Here is an 18,234-nt window from a genome sequence, read left to right as displayed (position 1 = left end):
GCAGAAAGCCGCGCCTTTGAGCGATCTGAAGACTCCCTCCCTTGCCTCCGACATCGCCGATGCCGATTTCCGGCTCGACGCGCCGGGCGAAATCATGAACTGGCTGCGCGAGCTGCTGCAATCGCAGGCGCGTATTCAGTTGTCGACGCCGGACGGCGCGGCGATCCACACGGTGCTGCGGGCGCTGGACACGCCGCACGGCATGCTGACGATGGAAGCGCCGCAGGCGCGGGACGCGCTGCCGCCGGTGCTGGCCAGCGACGAGTTGGTCGCGACGGCCTACCTCGACAAGATCAAGCTGCAGTTCGACGTCACCGGCCTGGTGGCCATCCGCGGCGACGGCGCCGAGGTGCTGCGCGCACCAGCGCCGCTGCGGCTGTATCGCTTCCAGCGGCGCCAGGCTTACCGGGTGATGTCGCCCGGTCAGCTTTACCCCGCGCTGAAGCTCGGCGGCGATGATCTGCCGCGGATCCGGGTGGTGAACGTGAGTTCCGGTGGCGTGGCGCTGCAATGGCCGGCCAACGTGGAGCCGGCGCCCCAACAGGGCGAGGAGCTCAGCGGCACCCTGGAGCTCGAGCGGGAGGTCAGCTTCACCACGCTGCTGCGGGTGCAGCACGTCGCCCCGGGCGACGATGGCGCGCCACACCACGTCGGCTGCGCGTTCGCCTCGCTGGCCCCGACCGCCGCGCGGGCGCTTCAGATCTTCATCGACCAGGCGCAGAAGCGAGAGCGGTTGATGCGGCGGACGGTCTGATTTCGCGCTGCAGAACAATGCCACCTTCGGGTGGCTTTGTTCTTTATACGCCCAGTTTCTTGCACATCTTCCAGCACACTTACTAATTCAACGCGCGCTTTATACACAAGCAAGCCACACCCTCACACAAATCACCGAAGTAGATATCCCAACCCCTATCCAATCGATATCACGCAGAATTTATTCGCCAAGCTGGTTTGGCTCATTTGCAAGAGGTGAAAAATGCGTGAATTGACACAGGAAGAAATCGCTCAGGTATCTGGCGGTGAAGTGGGCGCGCCTGGGATAGGTGACAACTACAGCTACACGGGCCAACGATCCTGGTTCGATTGCTACATGGATGGTGTCACTGAACAGGATCGCTCCATGTCGGATATGGAGTTGATATTCGGTTGCTCCTCAAAGTACAACTGAGCCTCTCGAATCGGAGGTGAAAGATAGGCAGACAAGTCCTCGACTTGTCTGCCCTTCGGAGCACGAAATGCGCATCCTATATACCCTGTTTATATTTCTACTGGCAAAAGTCATCTTTGCCTTGGCACTAGGTCCGACCAATTACGTGCTCTCGCATGCGGTCCCTCCGGTGTCGCTATTCGAACGAGCACTTGTCGTCACAGGAATGATGCCGATGGCACTTTTCGCAACTTGGTGGGTCATCCAGCGGCTCCACCAGTTGATGAATTGGTCAATGCCGGGCGCATTCATTTCACCGAGGTCGCATGCTGGCGATTGGCTGCTCACGATCGTGATCGGGCTGCTCGTGCCCTCGTTGGTGCTGGCTTCTGCTCTATCTTCCCCATACGCCGATCGCTCCGCTGATCTTCGATGGCCGCTTGTCCCCGCATCGCTATGGTGCGTCGGATGGATTGCGTTTGCCGAAGAATTCCTGTATCGAAAGATACTGCTGGGCGAATTTCTAAAGATTGCCGATCAAAGAATCGGGTGGTGCATCGCGGCGCTGCTGGCGCAAGCAGCCATTTTCGCGGCGTTCCATTGCATTTTCGCGTTCGTGACCCCGGGCCACTTTCTGTTCTATTTTCTCGGCGGATGCCTGCTGGGTTGGATTTATTGGATCCACCAGAACATCTGGTTGAATGCTCTGCTGCATCTTGTGATGAACGTGAGCGTTGCCCAGATTGGTCCCATCCGATATTGGTTCGCTGGACGCGTCGCCCAATTCGCGAGCGATCAATGGCACGATTGGTTCACTGCCAGCGCCGTGCTATTGCTGACGATATATTTCGCCACCTTGCCGTTCAGAAAAACAGAAGGCCGCGAGAAACCGCGGCCCTGGTATGAAGACGCACGTGGCTGACGCCACCCGCGCTTACACCTGCATGTTCATGATCTCCGAATACGCCGACACCAGCCGATTACGCACCTGCAGCGTCGCCTGGAACCCGATCTGCGCCTTCTGCATGGCGACCATGGTTTCTTCCAGGCTGACCGTCGGGTTGTCCAGCTGAACTTCCCGCTGCAGGCGCGAGGCCTCGTTCTGCTGGTTGCTGACGGACTTCAACGCCGAACTCATCGCATCCGCGAAGTTCGTGCCGCCGGTCGCGGCGGGCTTGACCGGCTGACCCTGGGGGGTCAGACCGGCACGGGCCACCGCGCTGGCGAAGTCGAAGGGTTTGAGTTTCAGGTCCACGGAACGCATCCTACTGACCGGGCCGCGGCACGGTGATCGGAACTGGGGGGGCTTCTTCGGCCTGTTCTGGGCATTCTTGAGGGCGCCGATCCGAATAATTTGGTCTGTGCCGAAGCGTCCGCCTTGGCGCTTCGTCCGATCCCCGCCGTAACCCGACCACCGCCCCATGGACAACGCCCTGAGCAGCCCCGCCGCCGGACTCCCCGAGGTGAAGCAGGCCACGCCGACGAGCCTGCCCGCCCGTCTGGCCGCCATGCCCGCCAAGAGCAAGCTGATGCTGGGCGCCGGCGTGGCCGCGTTGCTGGCGGTGATCGTGGCGATGGCCCTGATGACCAGCCGGCCGGACTTCCGCCCGTTGTTCTCCGGCCTGTCCGACAAGGACGGCGGCGCCGTCATCGCGCAACTCGCGCAGATGAACGTCCCCTATCGCAACGACCCGGGCGGCACCATCATGGTCCCCGCCAGCCAGGTCTACGACCTGCGCATGAAGCTGGCCTCGGCCGGCCTGCCCAAGGGCGGCATCGTCGGCTTCGAGCTGATGGACAAGCAGTCCATCGGCCAGACCCAGTTCAACGAACGCCTGAACTTCCAGCGCGCGCTGGAAGGCGAACTCACCCGCACCATCACCGCCATGGCCGACGTCGCCGACGCCCGCGTCCACCTGGCGATGCCCCAGCAGAACGGCTTCTTCCGCGAGCAGCAAAAGCCCAGCGCCTCCGTCATGCTGACGCTGCGCGGCGGCCGCACCCTGGACCGCGCCCAGATCGCCGGCATCGTGCACCTGGTGTCGTCCTCGGTGCCGGAACTGAACCCCAAGGCCGTCAGCGTGCTCGACAGCACCGGCGCCCTGCTCTCCCAGAACGGCGACAACAACGGCTCCGGCCTGGACAGCCAGCAGCTGCAGTACAAGCAGCAGGTCGAAGCCAACCTGAACAAGCGCATCGCCGAGCTGCTCGAACCCGTCGTCGGACGCGACAACCTGCGCTCGACCGTCACCGCCGACGTCGACTTCAGCCAGGTGGAATCGACCGCCGAGGAGTACAAGCCCAACCAGGGCCCGAACACGCAGAGCTCGGTGCGCCGCCTGACTTCGGAAGAACAATCCGGCGGTTCCGCCGGCGTCCCCACCGGCGTGCCGGGCGCCACGACGAACCAGGTCCCGCCGCAGGCAAACGCCCCGATCAATGGCCAGGCCCAGCCTCTGCAGCCGGCCGGCCAGACCGGCGGCACGCAGAACATGCGCCGCAACAACGACACGCAGTTCGAACTGGATCGCACCGTCCGCGTCACCCGCAATGCGATCGGCCAGGTTCGTCGCCTGAACGCCGCTGTCGTCGTCAACCAGAAGACGGTCACCGACGCCAAGGGCAAGACCACCAGCCAGCCGCTGTCCCCGGACGAGATCCAGAAGCTGGACTCGCTGGTCAAGGAAGCGCTGGGCTTCTCGCAGGAACGTGGCGACTCGATCAAGGTCATCAGCGCCCCGTTCGTCACCGAGAAGGTCGCGCCGAACGACGTGCCGCTGTGGCAGCAGCCCTGGCTGCGCGATCTGGCCCGCGACGCCACGGTGCCCGCCGCGCTGGTGCTGGTCGCCCTGATCGCCGTGTTCGGCATGGTTCGCCCTGCTCTCAAGGCGGCCTTCCCGCCGCCGGCCGAGCAGAAGGAAGACACTGCCTCCCAGAATCAGCTCAACGTGGTCGAGAACGAGGCGCTCGCCCTGAGCGGCCCAGGCCCCGGCGGCCTGCCGGCCCTGGAGGCGCCGGTCTCCAACGACAAGCTCTTGCGTGCCCGCCAGTTGGCCAAGGAGAACCCGATCGCGGTGGCCAACATCATGCGCGCCTGGGTCAATGGCGAAGAACTCGAGACCGCCCCGGCCGGCGGCCGACGCTGACCGGTCCCGGACCGGACGGCCCCCAGCATTCAGGAAAGCCAGCGAGACACCAACATGGACGACAAAGGCGTAGAGGACGCGGCCATCCTGCTCATGTCCCTGGGCGAGGAAGAGGCCTCCGAGGTCTTCAAGCATCTCGCGCCCAAGGAGGTGCAGAAGCTCGGTGAAACCATCGCGAAGATGAAGGTCGTGCCGCGCGAGCGCGTCGAGCGCGTGCTCGACAAGTTCGACCTGGTCGCCGAGACCCAAAGCACGCTGGTCTCCGACACCGACGAGTACGTGCGCGCCGTGCTGCGCAAGGCGCTCGGCGAGGACAAGGCCAACCTGCTGCTGGACCGCATCCTGCAGGGCTCCGACGTGTCGTCGATCGAGAGCCTGAAGTGGATGGATCCGGGCTCCGTGGCCGAGCTGCTGCGCAATGAACACCCGCAGATCGTCGCGGCCATCCTGTCGCACCTGGACTTCGACCAGAGCAGCTCGGTGCTGCGCGTCTTCTCGGAGCGCCAGCGCAACGAGGTGCTGATCCGCATCGCCACGCTGGACGGCATCCAGCCGCTGGCGCTGAAGGACCTGAACGAGGTCATGGGCCAGATCCTGGCCGGCGGCGAGCGCATGAAGAAGTCCAACCTCGGCGGCGTCAAGACCGCGGCCGAGATCATCAACATGATGGGCTCCAGCGTCGAGTCCTCGGTGCTCGACTACATCCGCGAGGCCGATTCCGACCTGGCGCAGAAGATCATGGACAACATGTTCACCTTCGACGATCTGGACAAGATCGACGACCGCGGCATCCAGGCCGTGCTCAAGGAGGTGCAGTCCGAATCGCTCATCGTCGCGCTCAAGGGCGCCGGCCCGGAGCTGCGCGAGAAGATCTTCCGCAACATGTCCAGCCGCGCCGCCGAGACGCTGCGCGAGGACCTGGAATCGCGCGGTCCCGTGCGGTTGTCCGAGGTCGAGGCCGAGCAGAAGGAAATCCTCAAGGTGGTCCGCCGCCTGGTGGACGAAGGCCAGATCGTGCTCGCCGGTGGCGGCGACGACCAGTTCCTGTAATCCCCCGCCGCAGCGTCCCCCGAGAGCCCGCCCCGCACGATGGCCACCCGCCCGCCCCGCCAAGTCCCCCCGCCGCCCCGCGCTGACGGCGATCAGCCGCGCGGCAACACCTACAGCCGCATCATTCCGCGCGAGGAGCTGTCCGGCTTCGCCGCCTGGAATCCCGGCGCGCTGGACGGCGGCGCCGCGCCGCGCCGCGCGCCGGTGAGCGCCCCGGCGCCGGTCGAGCCGCCGCCCCCGCCCCCGCCGCCCGGCCCCACCGTCGACGAGCTGATGCAGGCCGCGCGCCAGTCCGGCTACCAGGACGGCTACCGCGACGGCATGGCCGCGCTCGACGCCTTCAAGCAAAGCTTCGCCAAGCAGATCAGCGCGCAGGTGGGCCAGTTGGTCGCGAGCTTCGATGCCGACCTGCAGGCGGTCGAGCAGGACATGGCCGCCGCGCTGGCCCGCACCGCCGTGGAGCTGGCCCGACAGATCGTCCGCAACGAACTGGCCACGCAGCCCGAGCTGATCGCGCAAGTGGCGCACGACGCCGTCGAAGCGCTGCTGATCAACGCCCGCCACGTCCGCGTCCGCGTGCATCCCGACGATCTGCCGCTGGTGCTGGATGGCGCCGGCGAGGAACTGCGCGCCCGCGAGGCGCAAATCATTCCCGACCCCGCCATCGTCCGCGGCGGCGTCAAGGTCGACGCCGACATCTGCAGCGTCGACGCCTCCCTGCCGGCGCGCTGGCAGGCGGCCGTCGGCGCGCTGGGCCAGCACTCGGTCTGGGAGGACCGCCGCGGCGGCCAGGACCGCGAGGCGGCCCGGCTCGACATCCGCGCCGAGCCCATCGCCAGCCGCTACGGCGAGGAGCCGCAACCATGAGCGCGCGCACCGACCGCTGGCACCAGTACTTCGACGACCTGCAGAACTTCGCCGGCAACGCGCCGCCGCTGGAGCCGCAGGGCAAGCTGGTGCGCGTGGCCGGCCTGGTGCTGGAGGCCACCGGCGTGAAGGTGCCGGTCGGATCGGTGTGCGAGATCCACATGCCCTCCTCCGCCGCCAGCCCGCGCCGCGGTCAGCGGCCGGTGCAGGCGGAGGTGGTCGGCTTTTCCGGCGACCGCGCCTACCTGATGCCGACCGACGAGATCCAGGGCCTGGCCAGCGGCGCCATGGTGCTACCCCGCCCGGCCGCGCTGCACGGACCGGTGCTCGGCGAGGAGCGCCACCCGTGGCGCCGCGACGAGGACCGCGGCCTGCACCTGCCCATGGGCGACGGCCTGCTGGGGCGCGTCGTCGACCCGCAGGGCCACCCGATCGACCGCCGCGGCCCGCTGGCCGACATCCGCGACGAGCCGATGGTGCGCCGCCCCATCAACGCGATGGATCGCGACCCCGTCCGGCGCCCGCTGGACACCGGCGTGCGCGCGATCAACTCGCTGCTGACCGTCGGCCGTGGCCAGCGCCTGGGACTGTTCGCCGGCACCGGCGTCGGCAAGTCGGTGCTGCTGGGCATGATGGCCCGGTACACGCAAGCGGATGTCATCGTCGTCGGCCTGATCGGCGAACGTGGCCGCGAAGTGAAGGAATTCATCGAGGACATCCTCGGCGAGGAAGGCCTGCGCCGCAGCGTCGTCGTCGCCGCGCCGGCCGATGCACCGCCGCTGCTGCGCATGCAGGGCGCGACCTACGCCACGGCCATCGCCGAGCACTTCCGCGACCGCGGCCAGCATGTGCTGTTGCTGATGGATTCGCTGACCCGCTACGCGATGGCCCAGCGCGAGATCGCCCTCGCCATCGGCGAACCGCCAGCGACGAAGGGTTATCCGCCTTCCTGCTTCGCGAAGCTTCCGCAGCTCGTCGAACGCAGCGGCAACGGCCTGGCCGGCGAAGGCTCGATCACCGCGTTCTACACGGTGCTGTCCGAAGGCGACGACCAGCAGGACCCGATCGCCGACGCCGCGCGCGGCATCCTGGACGGCCACATCGTGCTCAGCCGGGAGTTGGCGGAGAGTGGGCACTACCCAGCGATCGACGTGGAGCGCTCCATCTCCCGCGTCATGACCAGCGTGGCCGACAAGCGCCATGTGGAGCTGGCGCGCCGCTTCCGGCAGTTGCTCGCGAAATACAACAAGGCGCGCGACCTGATCCAGCTCGGCGCCTACCAGCCCGGCCACGACCCGGAACTGGACACCGCCGTGCGCCTGCATGCCGAGATGGACCGATTGCTCCAACAAGACATGCATTCCCCCGCTTCTTTGACGGATTGCCTCAATCAGTTGGCCGCCACACTCAACTTTGCGTGATAGCTGCCGACATCCGTGAAGAGAGGTCATCGACATGAGTAGTTCCAACCTGCAGGCCCTGACTGTTCTCCTCGAACGCGCGGAGGCCGAGCGCGATGAAGCCTTGCAATTCCTGCAGGAAGCGCAGGCCCGCGCCAGCGCGGCGCGCAACCAGCATGACCAGCTGTCGCAGTACCGCACGGACTACACGACGCGCTGGACGCAGGAATTCACCCAGCGCACAACGGTCCACATCCTGGGCTGCTATCAGAACTTCGGCCAGCGTCTGGACCAGGCCATCGGCCAGCAGTCCGGCATCGCCGATTACGCCGACCAACGCCTGACAGCCGCCCGCGATGTGCTGCGCGAGCGCGAGTTGCGCGTCGCCTCGGTGCGCAAGCTGATCGAGCGCCGCCGCGCCGAATCGCTGCGCAGCCAGATGCGCCAGGAGCAACGCGTCACGGACGAACAGGCGGCCCGTGCCGCCTCCCGCGGCGCGAACCCGATGTCCCGCCTGGTCGCCTGACGGCGCACCGGTCCCTTGGCACGACCTCTCCGGCCATGAACCAGATCCAGAACCAGAATCCCCTGTTCGGCGGCCTGAACGGCGCCGGCGCGTCCGCGAGCGCGAGCGCCGCCGCCAATGCCGCCAATGCGGCGCGCAAGGACGGCACGTCCGACTTCTCCCAGTGGCTGAACCAGAGCAGCCAGAAGCTGCAGACCCAGTCCACCGACGCGCAGATGCAGGCCCAGGCGCAGGCGCACATGAAGGACTCGGCGCCTGCTCCCGCGCCCGCCCCGCAGGCTCAGAAGCCGGCGCAGGCGAACGCGAGCAGCGCGGCCAAGGACGAATCCAAGCTGGCCGCGCGCAACGTCGCGGCCCGCAACAGCGCCAACAAGTCCGAAGGCACGAAGGCGCCGGGCCATCCGGCCAACGTCGACGCCTCCAAGCGGGCCGGCGCCGCCGACTCCGGCGATGCCGTGGACACGACCGACGCCACGCAGGCGCGGGGCGCCGCGGACGGCTCGGACACGGTCCAGGCCCGCGATGTCGACGGCAAGGACGCGAAGACCACGAAGGATCCGAAGGACGCCAAGGAGGCCGGCGCGACCACCGCCGACCAGATCCTGGCGATGCTTCGCGGCGAAACGCCCGCGGAGGCGAAACCCTTGCCGCGTGGCGAGGGCTCGCCCGAGGGCGACCAGCCCGCCGGCGACACGCTGGCCGGACAGGGGCAGGCCCACGGCAAACGCCGCGATGCCGGCGACGTCCTGCGCGAGCGCCAGGAGCTGCAACGCGACCTGACCAAGGCGGCCGGTGTCGATGACGGTGGCAAGTCCGACAAGCCGGACGCGCTGCAGGCCCTGCAGGGCGGCGCGCACGAGATCGCCCTGGGCGACGGTGCCAGCGCCGCGCACGGCCCGCAGGCCAGCTTCGAATCGCTGCTCGCCGCGGCGCAGCAGGCCGGATCGACCGCCGGCACGAACGGCGCCGACGCGACCGCCGCCGCCGAAGCGCCGGCCGTGCCGCTCAGCCAGCCGCTGGACAGCCCCGACTTCGCGCCGGAGCTGTCCGCCAGCGTCAGCCTGCTGATCAAGGACGGCATCCACGAGGCGCAACTGCAGCTCAACCCGGCCGACATGGGCCCGGTGGCGATCAACATCCAGTTGGACGGTCAGCAGGCGCAGGTCAACTTCCATGCCCAGCAAGCCGCCACCCGGGAAGTGCTGGAGCGCAGCCTGCCCGATCTCGCGGCGGCCCTGCAAGCCCAGGGCCTGACCCTGAGCGGCGGCGGGGTGTTCGCCCAACAACAGTCCTCCGGCGGCCAGAATCGGGGCGACGGATCGTCGGATGGCTCGTCGAACGGCAACCGCCGCGGCGGTCGCGGCCAGGGCGACGACGGCGCCATCGCGGCCTCCGGCCGGGCCGAACGGCGCACCGCGCCGCGCGGGCTGGTCGACCTGTACGCCTGACGCCGTCATCGGGCATTTCTGCCCGCGGCATCGCGACCTCTTGCGTGTCGGGCGCGTGGCCTCCCGATTCCGGAGGCCGTCGCCATTGGGCGATCGAGCCTCGCCGCTGGGGATCGGGCATCGCAGTTCGGGATCGCGCGTCGCCTTTTGGCGATGGGAGGTCGGTGCCGGTTGCCCGGCGCCGAGTCTGACCGGATTCCGCCGCCTTTTCGCGGGTTGATCACGCGGGGGGCGCTTCACAATGGGAGCCAACGTCGGACCTGCGGGTCCGCCTCGTCTCAAGCAACGACAGCATTGATTTAGGAGCGCCCATGGCCACAGCTGCCGCTGGCAACGACGCCGCCGTCAAGGGCGGCGGCAAGAAGAAGCTGATCATCATCATCGTCATCGTCCTGGTGGTGGTGCTGGCCGGCGTGGGCGCCTTGCTGATGATGAAGAAGAAGTCGCACGCGGACGACGAGGACGGCGCGGCGGCCGACGAGAAGCCCGCCGCGGCCGCCCACGCCAAGCCCGGCACGCCGCCGACCTTCGTCCCGCTGGACCCGTTCACCGTGAACCTGGCCGACAAGGAAGTCGACCGCTTCGCCCAGATCGGCATCACGCTGGAGGTGGCCGACGCGCACTTCGCCGACCAGCTCAAGGCCTACATGCCGGCGATCCGCAACAACGTGCTGATCGTGCTGTCGCACAAGACCTCGGCGGAACTGCTGACGGTCGAGGGCAAGGAAAAGCTCGCCAAGGAAATCCGCCGCGAGTCGGTGCGCCCGATGGGCATCGAGCTCGACGACGAGGATGAGGACGAGGACGCCGCGCCCAAGAAAAAGAAGAAGAAAAAGCGCGCGGTCGAGAGCCCGGTGACGCAGGTGCTGTTCTCCACCTTCATCGTGCAGTGAGCGGGCATCCCGAAGGGACCAGGCGATGAATCAGCAAATCCTGTCGCAAGACGAAGTCGATGCCCTGCTCCAGGGCATCACCGGCGAAAGCCAGAAGCTCGAGGCCGAAGAGGTTCAGAGCGGCGGCATCCGCGAGTACAACCTGGCCAGCCAGGAGCGGATCGTGCGTGGGCGCATGCCCACGATGGAGATCATCAACGAGCGCTTCGCGCGCAACATCCGCATCGGGCTGTTCAACTTCATCCGCAAGAGCCCGGAAGTCGCCATCGGCGGCATCAAGGTGCAGAAGTACAGCGCCTTCCTGCGCGAGATCGTGGTGCCGACCAACTTCAACATCGTGTCGGTGAAGCCGCTGCGCGGCAACGGGTTGATCGTCTGCGACCCGACGCTGGTGTTCGCGGTGATCGACTCGCTGTTCGGCGGCATCGGCAAGTTCCACACGCGCATCGAGGGCCGGGATTTCTCGGCCACCGAGCAGCGCGTGATCCTGCGCCTGGTCGAGGTCATCACGCAGGAGTACCACAAGGCGTGGAAGGGCATCTATCCGCTCGAGCTGGAGTACCAGCGGTCGGAGATGCAGCCGCAGTTCGCCAACATCGCCACGCCCAGCGAGATCGTGGTCTCGACCTCGTTCACGTTGGAGATCGGCGAGACCAGCGGCACGGTGTACTTCTGCATCCCCTACTCGACGCTGGAGCCGATCCGCGACGTGCTGTACAGCACCACGCAGGGCGACTCGAACGAACCCGACCGCCGCTGGGTCAACCTGCTCAAGCACCAGATCCAGTCGGCCGAGGTCGAGCTGGTGGCGGAGCTGGCCAAGGCGCCCGCGACGGTGGAACAACTGCTGGCCTTCAAGCCGGGCGACTTCATCGAGCTGGACCTGGAGCAGATCGTCCAGGCCAAGGTGGACGGCGTGCCGGTGTTCGACTGCCATTACGGCACGTCGAACGGCAAGTACTCGATCAAGATTGAAAAGATGCTGACCGGCCCGGATGCCGGCTGGCTGGGAGCCCGCAATGGCTGACACCTCGAACCCGATGGACGAACAGGACGCAATGGCCGCCGAATGGGCGGCGGCGCTGGCCGAGGCCGCGCCCTCCTCTGGCGGTGGCGATGTCGCCACCGAGGTGCAGGACGTGGCGGAGCAGGTCGCGCCGGCGTCGTTCACGAATTTCTCGCCGACGCCGGGCAACCTGCCGGGCAGCGACATCAACATGATCCTGGACATCCCGGTCCAGTTGACGGTTGAACTCGGCCGCACCCGCATCCCGATCAAGAACATCCTGCAACTGGCGCAGGGCTCGGTGGTGGAGCTCGACGCCCTGGCCGGCGAGCCGATGGACGTGCTGGTCAACGGCTACCTGATCGCGCAAGGCGAGGTCGTGGTCGTGAACGACAAGTTCGGTATCCGTCTGACCGACATCGTGACCCCCTCCGAACGGATGCGCCGCCTCAGCAAAGCCTGACCCCCGAAAGACTTCAGGCCGACTTCGCGCACGGCGCGCTGGCGTCGTTGCGGTACTCGCCGGACAGGCAGTCCGGCTCCGTGCCGCGCCTAGCCAGCCCACCGTCCGCTCGCGTCCTGAAGCCTTTCGCCGGACTCTACGGGGCCATGCGGCCTCGGGGCGTCCATAATCGCGCGCCATGACCTCAAGCCTCGTTCCCCTGCTCTGGTTCCTGGCCATCCTGGCCTTGATTCCGGTCGTGTTGTGGCTGCTCAAGCGCACGCCGCTGGGTGGCGCGGCCCTAGGCGGTCAACTGCGCACCGTCGCGCAACTGGTGATCGCGCCCAGTCAGCGGATCGTGATCGTCGAGGTCGGTCAGGGCGAGGACCGGCAATGGCTGGTGCTGGGCATCACCGGACAGCAGATCCGCACGCTCCACACGATGCCGCCGCAGACGGACGCCGCCGCGGCATTGCAGGCGGCGCAGCCGTCGTTCGCCGCAGTACTTCGGCGCAGCCTTGGTGGCAGGCATGCCAATGGCCCTGACAACGGACCCACGGTCTGACCCGGAACGACCATGAACGAGTCGATCCAATCCCAAACCTCCCCGACCTCCTCGTCGTCTTCGCATCTGCAAGAGACGACAACCGCTCCGTCTGATCGTCGATGGCCTCAGCCTCTCGGATCAGGACGACCGGGGCCCCTTTCCCGTAAGTCAAGGAAGGTGAATTCAACTGCCGGGCAGGCAGTTGAAGAGGAGGGACTGAGCTCGGACACAAACAGTCCTGAGGACTGTTTGTGCCTAGCGAAGGCCGGGGCCTCCCGGCCCCGGCATGAAGGGAAAGGGGCCCCGGTTGGCCTGATCACGCGCCGGAGGTCGCACACGCGCAGCGTGGCTCTCATATTGGCAGGGCTGGCCCTCGCCGGACTCGGCGCCGCAGCCTACGCCCAACAAGGCGGCGGCAACCCCGCCAGCGTCCCATTGATCATCGGCCAAGGCGCCGGCGGCAACAGCTACTCGGTCCCGATCCAGACGCTGCTGTTCTTCACCGCGCTGGGTTTCCTGCCCGCCGTGCTGCTGATGATGACGGGCTTCACCCGCATCGTGATCGTGCTGTCGCTGCTGCGCCAAGCGCTGGGCACGCAGGCGGCCCCGCCGAACCAGGTGATCGTGGGCCTGTCGCTGTTCCTGACCTTCTTTGTGATGAGCCCCACGCTGGACCGTGTCTACACCGAGGCCTGGCAGCCGTACCAGAGCGGCCAGATCGGTTTCGAGGCGGCGTTGCAGCGGGCCGAGGTGCCGATGCGCGCGTTCATGCTGAAGCAGACCCGCCAGTCGGATGTCGCGCTGTTCGCCCGGCTTGCGAAGCTGGAGCCGAACGTCACCCCGGACAAGGTGCCCTTCCGCGTGCTGGTCCCGGCGTTCGTGACAAGCGAGCTCAAGTCGGCGTTCCAGATCGCCTTCCTGATCTTCATCCCCTTCCTGGTCATCGACATGATCGTGTCCAGCGTGCTGATGAGCCTGGGCATGATGATGCTGTCGCCGGTGCTGGTATCGCTGCCGTTCAAGCTGATGCTGTTCGTCCTGGCGGACGGGTGGAATCTGCTGCTGGGGTCGCTGGCGGCCTCGTTCGCGCAGTAGCGCGGAAAGGACATTCGCATGGACGCGCAACAGGTCTTCACCATCGGGCAGCAGGGGCTGTACGTCCTGCTGCTGGTGGCCGCCCCGCTGCTGCTGACGGTGCTGGCCGTCGGCGTGCTGGTGTCGGTCTTCCAGGCCGCGACGCAGATCAACGAATCGACGCTGTCGTTCGTGCCCAAGATCGTGGCCGCGGTGCTCGTACTGGCGATCGCCGGCCCGTGGATGATCACGACGCTGGTCGAATACATCCAGCGGACGCTGCAGAGCATTCCGCAAGCGCTGGGCTGACGGGACTGGCCGCTCGCCCGACCGATGCTCACCTTCAGCGAAGCCCAGCTGCTGGCCTGGATCAATCCGATCCTGTGGCCATTCGTGCGGACGCTGGCGCTGTTCGCCGGCATGCCGGTCTTCAGCCAGCGCAACGTGCCGGCGCGCGTGAGGATCGGACTGGCGCTGTTCATCGCCGTCGCGGCGCAGCCTTCGCTGCCGGCCATGCCGGTGATCCCGCTGGATTCCTTGCCCCAGATCCTGACCGTGATCGCGCAGCAGGTGCTGATCGGCCTGGCCATGGGCTTCGCGGTGCGGCTGGTCTTCGCGTCGCTGGAGTTCGCCGGCGAGTTGATCGGCCTGCAGATGGGCTTGAATTTCGCCGGCTTCTTCGACCCGTCGTCGGGCGCGCAAGGGACGTCGACATCGCGTTTCCTGGGCACGATGGTGGCGTTCCTGTTCGTCGCGATCAACGGGCATCTGATGCTCATCAACTCGCTGGTCGAGAGCTTCCAGGCCTTCCCCGTCGGCGAGGAGCCGTTCCGCTTCCTGCGCGTCGCGCAGCCGCAGGTCTGGGGCGCGGAAGTCTTCCGCATGGGCCTGTGGATCGCGCTGCCCCTGATCACGATGCTGCTGTTCGTGAACCTCGTGCTGGGCATCATCTCGCGCGTGGCGCCGCAGTTGAATGTGTTCTCGGTCGGCTTCCCGCTGACCGTCAGCATCGGGCTGGTCGGCCTGGTGGCGACGCTGCCATTGATGCATCAGCCGTTCATGGTGGCGCTGGAGCGGTTGTTGGCGGCGTTCAACTGATAACGCCCGTCTGGGTACCCACCTCCGGGTGCCACATTTCTTGCATTGCTTCCCCCCGTTTTTCACCTGTCCAAGTCATGACAGCAGGAGAGCGCGTTTCGAGAATGGACGCCTTGTCAGACGACGGATGCGGAGTGCATCCAATCAAGCAAGGAAGACACATGTTCCACATATCCATGCCCGAGCCGCGCACCATGATGAACAGCAAGGTACCGCCCGGTTGCTGGGTGGACCAGCACGACTGGTCCGACTGGCCACTTGGCGACCATGCATGCAGCCCCGGCGAGTGGCCCTTCAATCTTGAAGCTCCGCGGCACAGCCGCGAGTTCGCGGGGATCCTTCGGTGGTTCCTGAAGAAGCACCCCAGCCTGCACGAGCCAGACTTGGGCGACTACCTCGCGCTCGCTGAAAAGTGCGCGGAGGGCCGAACGATTACTGCCCAAGTGGATTTCAATCCGGAGACTGCGGTCTACCAGCTCTGCCTCACCATCTATGAATGCCGCGTGGATGGCCAACTGGGGTCGAAAGAGATGGATCGCTTCTGGGACCTTGAACGCGACAAGCCCGAGTTTGAAGCCCTGCGGCATCACGTGTGGGTGACCCACCAACAACGTCCATTTCCTGGACTGGCGCGCACTTGAGGAGGACTCGCGATGTCCAAGTTCAACCCCGAAACCTTCCTGGTCCTGGCAGGATATCTAAGCCTTCAGGAAGGCGAAGCACACTGGCGGACTGCCGTCTCGCGGTCCTACTACGGCCTCTTCCTCACGGCCCGAGCGATCGCTGGCATCACATCGAAGAAGAGCGACGTACATCGCCACACACAGGCCTACTTTCAAGAGCGTGGCAACACCAGGATTGCCGACTTGCTACGTCGACTCCGCCGAATGCGCAATGCCGCGGACTACCGACTCGAGTTGACGTTCGAAAGAGACATGGCCATCAACACGGTTGCCATCGCAACCCTGGGACAGCAATTGATCAAGACACCGCAGGGGCCACGGCTCTGCGTGGTGACTTGAGCCAGCAGCCGTCTTCCACGCCAGCCGATGCTTCCCAGCACCGGCCAGCGATTCATCACAGCTCGCGCAATGCCGTCGTCACCGGCACGCTCGCCGCCCTCACCGCCGGGAAGAGTCCGCCGATGAATCCGATGGCCAGGGCCCATTTGAGCCCTTCCCACAGCAACTGACCCGACACACGCAGCTCGAAGCTGAGCTTGCCCACCGAGCCCGCCGCCATCGTCGACGCCGCGTGGCCGTTGAACAGCAGGTAGGCGATCGCGCCGCCGATGATGCCGCCCAGCGCCGCCATCAGCATCGTCTCCAGCATCACCGCCACCACCACCGGCAGCCCCGGGAAGCCGATCGCGCGCAGCGTGGCGATCTCGCGGGCCCGGGTGGCGACGGCGGCGAACATGGTGTTCAGCGCGCCGAAGATCGCGCCGATCGCCATGATCGTGCCAACCACGATGCCGATGATGCGCAGGATCTTCGTCATCTGCTCGGACTGCTTGGCGAAGAACGCCAGCGTCGTCGTCGCATCGACCTTCAGCTGCGGATTGGCCTCCAGCCCGGCCTTGAATGCCTTGAACGCGTTGGCGTCGGTCAGCTTCACCGTCACCGAGTTGCGGCTCGCGCCGCGCCGGTAGGTTTCGGCCACGACCGGTGCATCGGCCCACAACTCCGATTCCATCGAGTCTCCCGACGCGAAGATGCCGGCCACCGTCCACATCTGGCTGCCCAGCCGGATCTGCTTGCCAGGTTCCAGGCCCTCGAACTGCCGCGCCGCGCCCTGGCCGACGATCAGCTCCTTGAGCCCCGGCTGGAACTTGCGACCCGCGATGATCTTGACCCGAGGCCGCACCGCGAAGGCCTCGTCGCCGACACCGCGCACCTGCACGCTGCCTTCCTCGTCGGTCTTCGTGTCCTTGACCGGCAGGTTGGCGGCGACGACGGTCTCCGCCGACAGGAGCGGCTCGCCCTTCGCCGATTTGGCCACGCCGGGCGCCTGCCCGATCTGCGTGATGTCGTCGCGGCTCATCACTGACGCCACCTCGGCCGCGGACGCGCCGCGCAGCACGATCGCCGTGTCCTCGCTGCCGGACTTGCGCAGCGTCTCGGAGTAACCCTCCGCCATCGCCAGCAAGGCCACCAGCACGCCGACCACGCCGGCGATGCCCACGACGATCACCGCCGACGAGCCCAGCCGCTGCGGCAGCGTGCTCACGCCCACGCTGGTCACCGAGCGCGCCTGCCCGCCGCGCCGCGTCAGCAGCATCCACAGCGCCAGCAGCGCGCCCACGCCGACCGCGCCGTACCAGGGCAGGAACACCCAGGCGATCAGCACCGCCACCAGGAAGACGCACAGTCCGAGTCGTTTCAGGAATTTCATGGTCAGGCCCTCCCCGCCAGCGCATCGGTGATGTTCAACCGCATCGCGTTCAAGGCCGGCAACGCGCCGACGACAACGCCGAACAGCACCATCAAGCCCACGCCCATCGCCCAGCTGTTCAGCCCGGCCGCCGGCAGGTTCAAGGTACCGCCGCTGGCCGCGCCGACGGCGGGCCCGATCACGCTGGCCAGCGCCAGCCCGATCACGCCGCCGATCACCAGCAGGAGCACGGACTCCGCCAGCACCATCGCCAGTACGCTGCGACCCGAGAAGCCGATCGTCTTCAGCACCGCGATCTCGCTGGTGCGTTCCCGCACCGCCTGCATCATGGTGTTGCCCGACAGCAGCAGCAGCGTGAAGAACACGGCGCCCATGATGGAGCTGACGATCAGCCCGATGTTGGCGACCTGCTTCATCCACGAGGCCATCGCGGCCTGCTCGGTCTGCGTGCGCGTCTCATGGTCCGAGTTGGCCGACAACCCGTCGATGGCCTTGGCCACCCGGTCCGTCTGATTGGCGTCCGCGACCCGCGTCACGTACCAGCCGACGGCGCCCTGGTTGTAGGGCGTGGTGTCGTCGAAGTACTTCCAGTTGAGCAGGAACATCTGGTCGTACCAGCCGCCGGACTTCTTGTCCGCCGCGTGGATCAGGCCGACGATCTCGAACTGCCAGTTCTTGCTGCCGCTGCGGTCCGGAAAGATCGTCGACTGCAGCGGGATCTTGTCCCCGACCTTCCAGTTGAAGCGCTTGGCCAGGCCCTCGCCGACCAGCGCGCCGATGCGCGTGGTCGAGAACGCCTTGCGGGCCTCGGCGCTGACCTGCATCTCGGGATACAGGTCCAGGTAGTTGGGCGCGACCGCGAAGCTGAAGACCTGGTTGTGCGGGTCCTGGTAGGCCCCGCCGAACCAGTTGGCGTAGGTCACGGCCTTGACGCCGTCGACCGCTTCCAGCCGCTGCGTGAGCGCCATCGGCAGCGTCTGGATGAACGACAGGCGCGAGCCCGTCTGCAGCCGCGTCGCGCCGTTGGCGCTCTGGCCGGCCTGGTCGAAGGAGGTCCGGACCGCGTCCAGCAGCCCGAACAGCAGGAACGCGGTGATGATGGACACCAGCGTCAGCACGGTCCGCAGCTTGCGCCGGAACAGCGCCGCCCAGATGAGGTGAAGGTATTTCATGGCATGCGCCTCGTGACGTCGCTG

General features: G+C 66.7%; 21 protein-coding genes. 18 read left to right on the top strand and 3 right to left on the bottom strand.

Features of this window, described 5'->3' with window-relative positions:
* Positions 1-16 precede the first annotated feature (16 nt).
* The 3 genes from CDN99_RS08900 to CDN99_RS08895 all read left to right on the top strand — a co-directional run bounded on the left by CDN99_RS08900 (position 17) and on the right by CDN99_RS08895 (position 2,069).
* Positions 17-754 (top strand): flagellar brake protein, encoded by a 738-nt coding sequence (locus CDN99_RS08900; RefSeq protein ID WP_158218790.1) that lies wholly within the window; start codon positions 17-19, stop codon positions 752-754.
* Between the two features lie 222 nt (positions 755-976).
* A complete protein-coding gene (locus tag CDN99_RS28180) occupies positions 977-1,168 on the top strand; it encodes a hypothetical protein (protein WP_141100705.1) in 192 nt (63 codons plus the stop codon).
* 67 nt (positions 1,169-1,235) lie between these two features.
* Positions 1,236-2,069 carry a CPBP family intramembrane glutamic endopeptidase gene (locus tag CDN99_RS08895; protein WP_088384511.1) on the top strand — a complete coding sequence of 278 codons (834 nt, stop codon included), beginning with the start codon at positions 1,236-1,238 and terminating at the stop codon, positions 2,067-2,069.
* A 12-nt stretch (positions 2,070-2,081) separates the two neighbouring features.
* Here the strand turns inward: CDN99_RS08895 and fliE are convergent, their stop codons facing one another.
* Positions 2,082-2,402 (bottom strand): flagellar hook-basal body complex protein FliE, encoded by a 321-nt coding sequence (gene fliE / locus CDN99_RS08890; protein ID WP_238139432.1) that lies wholly within the window; start codon positions 2,400-2,402, stop codon positions 2,082-2,084.
* Positions 2,403-2,568: 166 nt separating this feature from the next.
* Between fliE and fliF the strand changes: the two genes are divergently transcribed.
* From fliF to CDN99_RS08815, 15 genes are all read left to right on the top strand, one after another.
* Positions 2,569-4,293, top strand: a complete 1,725-nt coding sequence (gene fliF, locus CDN99_RS08885; protein ID WP_088384509.1) for a flagellar basal-body MS-ring/collar protein FliF — start codon at positions 2,569-2,571, stop codon at positions 4,291-4,293.
* A 54-nt stretch (positions 4,294-4,347) separates the two neighbouring features.
* On the top strand, positions 4,348-5,343 hold the full coding sequence (fliG, locus tag CDN99_RS08880; RefSeq protein WP_088384508.1) for a flagellar motor switch protein FliG: 996 nt from the start codon (positions 4,348-4,350) through the stop codon (positions 5,341-5,343).
* A 39-nt stretch (positions 5,344-5,382) separates the two neighbouring features.
* Positions 5,383-6,210: a FliH/SctL family protein gene (locus CDN99_RS08875; RefSeq protein ID WP_088384507.1), complete on the top strand. Its 828-nt coding sequence runs from the start codon at positions 5,383-5,385 to the stop codon at positions 6,208-6,210.
* Positions 6,207-7,631 carry a flagellar protein export ATPase FliI gene (gene fliI / locus CDN99_RS08870; RefSeq protein ID WP_088384506.1) on the top strand — a complete coding sequence of 475 codons (1,425 nt, stop codon included), beginning with the start codon at positions 6,207-6,209 and terminating at the stop codon, positions 7,629-7,631. The genes CDN99_RS08875 and fliI overlap by 4 nt, the downstream gene beginning before the upstream one ends.
* A 34-nt stretch (positions 7,632-7,665) precedes the next feature.
* Complete coding sequence (fliJ, locus tag CDN99_RS08865; protein ID WP_088384505.1) at positions 7,666-8,136, top strand: flagellar export protein FliJ; 471 nt, start codon at positions 7,666-7,668, stop codon at positions 8,134-8,136.
* Positions 8,137-8,171: 35 nt separating this feature from the next.
* Positions 8,172-9,584, top strand: coding sequence for a flagellar hook-length control protein FliK (locus CDN99_RS08860; RefSeq protein WP_088384504.1), 1,413 nt, complete (start codon positions 8,172-8,174; stop codon positions 9,582-9,584).
* A 311-nt stretch (positions 9,585-9,895) separates the two neighbouring features.
* Positions 9,896-10,477: a flagellar basal body-associated FliL family protein gene (locus CDN99_RS08855; RefSeq protein WP_088384503.1), complete on the top strand. Its 582-nt coding sequence runs from the start codon at positions 9,896-9,898 to the stop codon at positions 10,475-10,477.
* Between the two features lie 25 nt (positions 10,478-10,502).
* On the top strand, positions 10,503-11,504 hold the full coding sequence (gene fliM, locus CDN99_RS08850; protein WP_088384502.1) for a flagellar motor switch protein FliM: 1,002 nt from the start codon (positions 10,503-10,505) through the stop codon (positions 11,502-11,504).
* Entirely contained in the window at positions 11,497-11,946 is a 450-nt protein-coding gene (fliN, locus tag CDN99_RS08845; RefSeq protein WP_088384501.1) for a flagellar motor switch protein FliN, read from the top strand. The genes fliM and fliN overlap by 8 nt, the downstream gene beginning before the upstream one ends.
* 178 nt (positions 11,947-12,124) lie before the next feature.
* Positions 12,125-12,490, top strand: coding sequence for a FliO/MopB family protein (locus CDN99_RS08840; RefSeq protein WP_088384500.1), 366 nt, complete (start codon positions 12,125-12,127; stop codon positions 12,488-12,490).
* 327 nt (positions 12,491-12,817) lie between these two features.
* A complete protein-coding gene (gene fliP / locus CDN99_RS08835) occupies positions 12,818-13,567 on the top strand; it encodes a flagellar type III secretion system pore protein FliP (protein ID WP_088384499.1) in 750 nt (249 codons plus the stop codon).
* Positions 13,568-13,585: 18 nt separating this feature from the next.
* Positions 13,586-13,855: a flagellar biosynthesis protein FliQ gene (gene fliQ, locus CDN99_RS08830; protein ID WP_088384498.1), complete on the top strand. Its 270-nt coding sequence runs from the start codon at positions 13,586-13,588 to the stop codon at positions 13,853-13,855.
* A gap of 24 nt (positions 13,856-13,879) precedes the next feature.
* Positions 13,880-14,644 carry a flagellar biosynthetic protein FliR gene (fliR, locus tag CDN99_RS08825; RefSeq protein ID WP_088384497.1) on the top strand — a complete coding sequence of 255 codons (765 nt, stop codon included), beginning with the start codon at positions 13,880-13,882 and terminating at the stop codon, positions 14,642-14,644.
* Between the two features lie 161 nt (positions 14,645-14,805).
* The gene (locus CDN99_RS08820) at positions 14,806-15,285 is read left to right on the top strand and encodes a hypothetical protein (protein WP_088384496.1); all 480 of its coding nucleotides are present in this window, start codon (positions 14,806-14,808) and stop codon (positions 15,283-15,285) included.
* 12 nt (positions 15,286-15,297) lie between these two features.
* On the top strand, positions 15,298-15,666 hold the full coding sequence (locus tag CDN99_RS08815; RefSeq protein ID WP_088384495.1) for a HEPN domain-containing protein: 369 nt from the start codon (positions 15,298-15,300) through the stop codon (positions 15,664-15,666).
* Between the two features lie 55 nt (positions 15,667-15,721).
* On the opposite strand, the gene CDN99_RS08810 is transcribed toward CDN99_RS08815, so the two are convergent.
* Positions 15,722-17,038: an ABC transporter permease gene (locus CDN99_RS08810; RefSeq protein ID WP_088384494.1), complete on the bottom strand. Its 1,317-nt coding sequence runs from the start codon at positions 17,036-17,038 to the stop codon at positions 15,722-15,724.
* A 2-nt stretch (positions 17,039-17,040) separates the two neighbouring features.
* Positions 17,041-18,210, bottom strand: a complete 1,170-nt coding sequence (locus tag CDN99_RS08805) for an ABC transporter permease (protein ID WP_088384493.1) — start codon at positions 18,208-18,210, stop codon at positions 17,041-17,043.
* Positions 18,211-18,234: the final 24 nt, after the last annotated feature.

Source organism: Roseateles aquatilis, from assembly GCF_002205645.1.
Taxonomy (GTDB): domain Bacteria; phylum Pseudomonadota; class Gammaproteobacteria; order Burkholderiales; family Burkholderiaceae_C; genus Roseateles; species Roseateles aquatilis.
This window is presented reverse-complemented; position numbering and strand designations above follow the sequence as displayed.